This is a genomic window from uncultured Nitrospira sp. (assembly GCA_902500695.1).
GTDB lineage: Bacteria > Nitrospirota > Nitrospiria > Nitrospirales > UBA8639 > Nitrospira_E.
Map to the genome: position 1 here is coordinate 1 of CABVRQ010000127.1, position 3,719 is coordinate 3,719.

At 53.4% G+C, this 3,719-nt stretch carries 3 protein-coding genes and 1 tRNA gene; all 4 read right to left on the reverse strand.

Annotated elements, in window-relative coordinates; translation table 11 throughout:
• Positions 1 to 2 precede the first annotated feature (2 nt).
• Positions 3 to 380, reverse strand: coding sequence for a metalloregulator ArsR/SmtB family transcription factor (locus AAH187_RS18360; RefSeq protein ID WP_342349940.1), 378 nt, complete (start codon positions 378 to 380; stop codon positions 3 to 5).
• Between the two features lie 191 nt (positions 381 to 571).
• Positions 572 to 648, reverse strand: a tRNA-Arg gene (locus tag AAH187_RS18365).
• Between the two features lie 503 nt (positions 649 to 1,151).
• Positions 1,152 to 2,855, reverse strand: a complete 1,704-nt coding sequence (locus AAH187_RS18370; protein WP_342349941.1) for an amidohydrolase family protein — start codon at positions 2,853 to 2,855, stop codon at positions 1,152 to 1,154.
• The gene (locus tag AAH187_RS18375; RefSeq protein ID WP_342349942.1) at positions 2,852 to 3,673 is read right to left on the reverse strand and encodes a uracil-DNA glycosylase family protein; all 822 of its coding nucleotides are present in this window, start codon (positions 3,671 to 3,673) and stop codon (positions 2,852 to 2,854) included. The genes AAH187_RS18370 and AAH187_RS18375 overlap by 4 nt, the downstream gene beginning before the upstream one ends.
• Positions 3,674 to 3,719: the final 46 nt, after the last annotated feature.

Here is a 3,719-nt window from a genome sequence, read left to right on the forward strand (position 1 = left end):
TTTCATGATGCTTTCTCCTTTTTTGACGGCTCACAGCAATGAGTTAGTTCAATAATGCTGCATCCCTTTTTCTTGCTGTCACGGATACTGGCCATTTCAGCATTGCAGCAATCCTCCACCATGAACCGGATCAGGTTTGTAAAAAAATCGAAATTCGCGCTGTAAATAATTGACCGGCCCTTTCGACGAGACGAAACCAGTTTGGCATTGCTCATATGAGACAAATGGAAAGACAACGTGTTGTGAGGAATGTCCACGGCTTTACGGAGGGCACCAGCCGCAGCGCCTTCCGGCCCGAATTCGACCAATAGGCGAAACACACGTAATCGGGTTTCCTGTGAAAGAGCATCAAAGGCTATCAGAGCTTCTTGTATGTCCATTTGTCCAGTATAATGGACATATAATTCATTGTCAAAGGGTCGCTCTGATTTTTAGGCATCTCTTTTATTGTTGAGGCTCTGTAAGAGGAGAAACGGAAGGATAGCTGGGTTGTGCGGGTCTGGGCAGCGCCTAGGACGAAGCGAAGCTGAGGTAGAAAAATATATGCATCCAAGGACGGTTTCCTTGGTCGTGGTGCGCCCGGCTGGAATCGAACCAGCGACCCCCGGCTTAGAAGGCCGGTGCTCTATCCAACTGAGCTACGGGCGCACGCTAGGAAAATCGCATACTTAGGGAGTTTGAGTCAACGACTTAGCAGCCTATGGTGCCCATTTTTGTGTCTGTCCATTCAGCACTGAAAGTCAACGCAAAACTCCAGTTTTTGAGTAGAGGAGTGTTGAAAAATGCCGCCAGCGGCGTTCTCGCCGCTTGCCCGTGCTCACGTACTCTTCTCCGTACGCTCCGCCCGTCCAAGCGGCTGCGGCCTTTCCTTCGAGGGACTCAGGACAGGACTGGACGAGCCTTTTTGAACACTCCCGATTTTTTCGTATGATTCTCGGTGATGCACATGCGGATCAACAGACAAAATATTTCGATTATTCAACATCCCCAGTAGAGTTATTATGACGCTATAGAATGTCTTATTTCGATAGATGCTTTCAGGGGAACAGGCGAAAAAAACTCCGCTGTAGGGTATCGACGGAAGCACCATGCCCACCTTTGCCTAATCGGACTAAGGTCGGACCAATAAATACTCCGCCCCAATTGACTCTTCAATACATGGTCTGGAGCCCGACTTTCACATAGCCGGGAAGATTGGGCTGGCTATCAATCCGATCAAGAAATGTCTTGTCGTCAACGACCGTTAAAGGGTCTAGCTCAAGGGGCTCAACGATTTCCGAAAGGGGCTTCGCCGTTCGATCCAACGCGCGTAAGGCTCCCGTGAGCTCCCCTTCGCCACGTAGGGGCAATCGCGGACGGAGATCTACTCCGGAATCTTCCAGTTCATCGAGCGCAAGGGTCCACTCCTGGTTTGGTGGCGTCCCTCCTATGACTTCAGACAATACAGCACGCAGACGGGTTGAAGGGTGTTCCAACTCGCGGGCCAATTCCGGCAATTGGCGGAGCGCCTTTCGAAGCGTCTCGCTTGAAGACTTGAGAGAGAGTGCCCCCACCGTGGGGTCTGTCGTCTCCTGCTGCAGAAAGATCCTCCGTTCAAGACCACCAATCCTAAGACTTTCCCCCGAGGCCCCCATCCGGCGCATGAGTCCTGGGAGCCCGTATCGGGAGACTCCGTTGATCATCACTAGCCGAATGTCTGTTTCCTTGGCATGTAGGAGTCCTTGATAGGGATCGCCGGTGACCCCGGACACGATCAGAAGGTCCGCGCGCTTCCCCACTTCGACTGACCCGAGAGCCGTGTCCCACTGGAGGATCGCTGCCGCATTGCTGGTGGCCATTGACACAATTTCACGATCACTGAAGACAGAACCAAACTCCTGGCTCACTAATCTGGCTACCTTGAGTTCCCCTAAGAGATTCTTGCTTCCAGAAGGTGACCAATCTGAACCGATGCCTATCCGGACAGCCGCGTTTTTTGCCGCTTGTATCTTCGCCGTCTTCCCATAGAGAAGCAGATTGCTCATGGGTGACCAAATCATGGCCCCTTGGTGTTCCCCGTAGATGGTGAAATCGTCTTCGGTCAGCCCCGCGCAGTGAATACCAGCCAACTGCTTCCCAATGGCCCATTGATTATCTGAGATCTGGAGGGCACGGAAATGCTTCCGCGCCGCCTCATCCACACCTTCACTTAAATGCAGCAGAAAACATGTGGCCTTCTGAAGACGCTCCCAAAACCGTGCGGCCTCTCTGGCGTCTATGTCAGCGATTCTGGTATCCGCCTCAGGCAACTCTGGTTCATCAGTCTGTTCCACGTTTCGAACGACTCCACGGTAGAAGCGTCGAATGCCGGCGTTGCTAAATAACTGTATCCCTTGGCTGGTCGTCACCCCGCCGAGCAAACTTTTGCATTCCACGTAACGAATCAAGGCTGGAACCAACTCCGGGGTTTTCCCGATGATCTGCATGGGACCACTGATCAGCTTCCGATAGGCGGGAATTCCTGCCCATTGATTGCGATTATGGTATGTCTTCGGCACATCCCACAGTCGTAACGCGTTGTACGCGAGGTGGTTGTGAAGCTCGATGAGGCCGGGGAAAATAGTGCCACCGCTTCGTACAATGGGAATACCCTCGAACCCTGTTGGAACAGGAGCTTCGGCATCAGTGACGGCAGCGATGTTCCCTCGCTCGATATAGATCACCCCACGAGGAATGACGGTGAAGGCGCTATCCATGAGGACCAAGCGGCCACTCACAGCGAGTTTGGGTCCAGTGAGCGGATCAATTGGGTTCCCACGCCCTTTGCGGACGGGATCATTGTGTGAACGATGTCCCCCCTGGGCTGGAGCACTCATATCTCAGGTGCCACCCCCTTCGGCACGGTGAGGGTAATGTTGCGCCGTTTTGCGTTCACATTGGCTCCCACACGCCGGGCCCAATTATCCTGGTCACGCATCCACGAGGGAAGTCCCGGCGGAAAATCAATGTCGGGAATAGGGCTTTTGTCCCCCGGCTGCCACGATTCACCGTAAAGTGTTAAGGATGGCACGAAATCAGGATGCTGGATCGCGGGACGGAGAGTCTGAAGTGCAGCGTTCCACTTGTTCAACATGACCTTTGTGGCAGTGCGGAGCTTCTCTTTATCACCCTTTGATGAGCTTTCCGGCTGCGTCGGATGAGGAATGGGCACATAGGTGACCGTCGTATTTTGACCCTCCGCGGTCGCCGCCCACAACTTCCAGGCTCCATCGGCAAGCGTTCCCAATGCAACGACCGCTTCAATCTGCTGACCGACAAGCAGTGCGTTCAGCCAACGGTGCCGATATTCGATAAGTCCGGGCGCTTTCTTGTTCTTCGCACTCACACTCCCATACACACTGTACAAGAACGTATTCATCATGACGTAGCTTCGCTCGATGCCCAGTTTTGCCAGAAATCCCTGGGTCCGCTGTCCCGCTTCGCCGACAAGAATGCGACGGACTATAGATTCGTTCTGTGCAGGGTCCTGTCCGATCACAAGCACACGGGCTGATCCATCCAGCCTGCCTCGATGGAAAATGGGCCCCCATTCGACGCGAAAATCATCGGCTGGATAGACGGTGGAGTCTGGATAGTCTTCGCACAGACTCTTGAACGGCTCCTCAACATAGCCAGGATCGAATTGATATCCCATCCTTCACCTCTCCCTTAAGTGAGCGTCTCCCCGATTCAATGCCTGT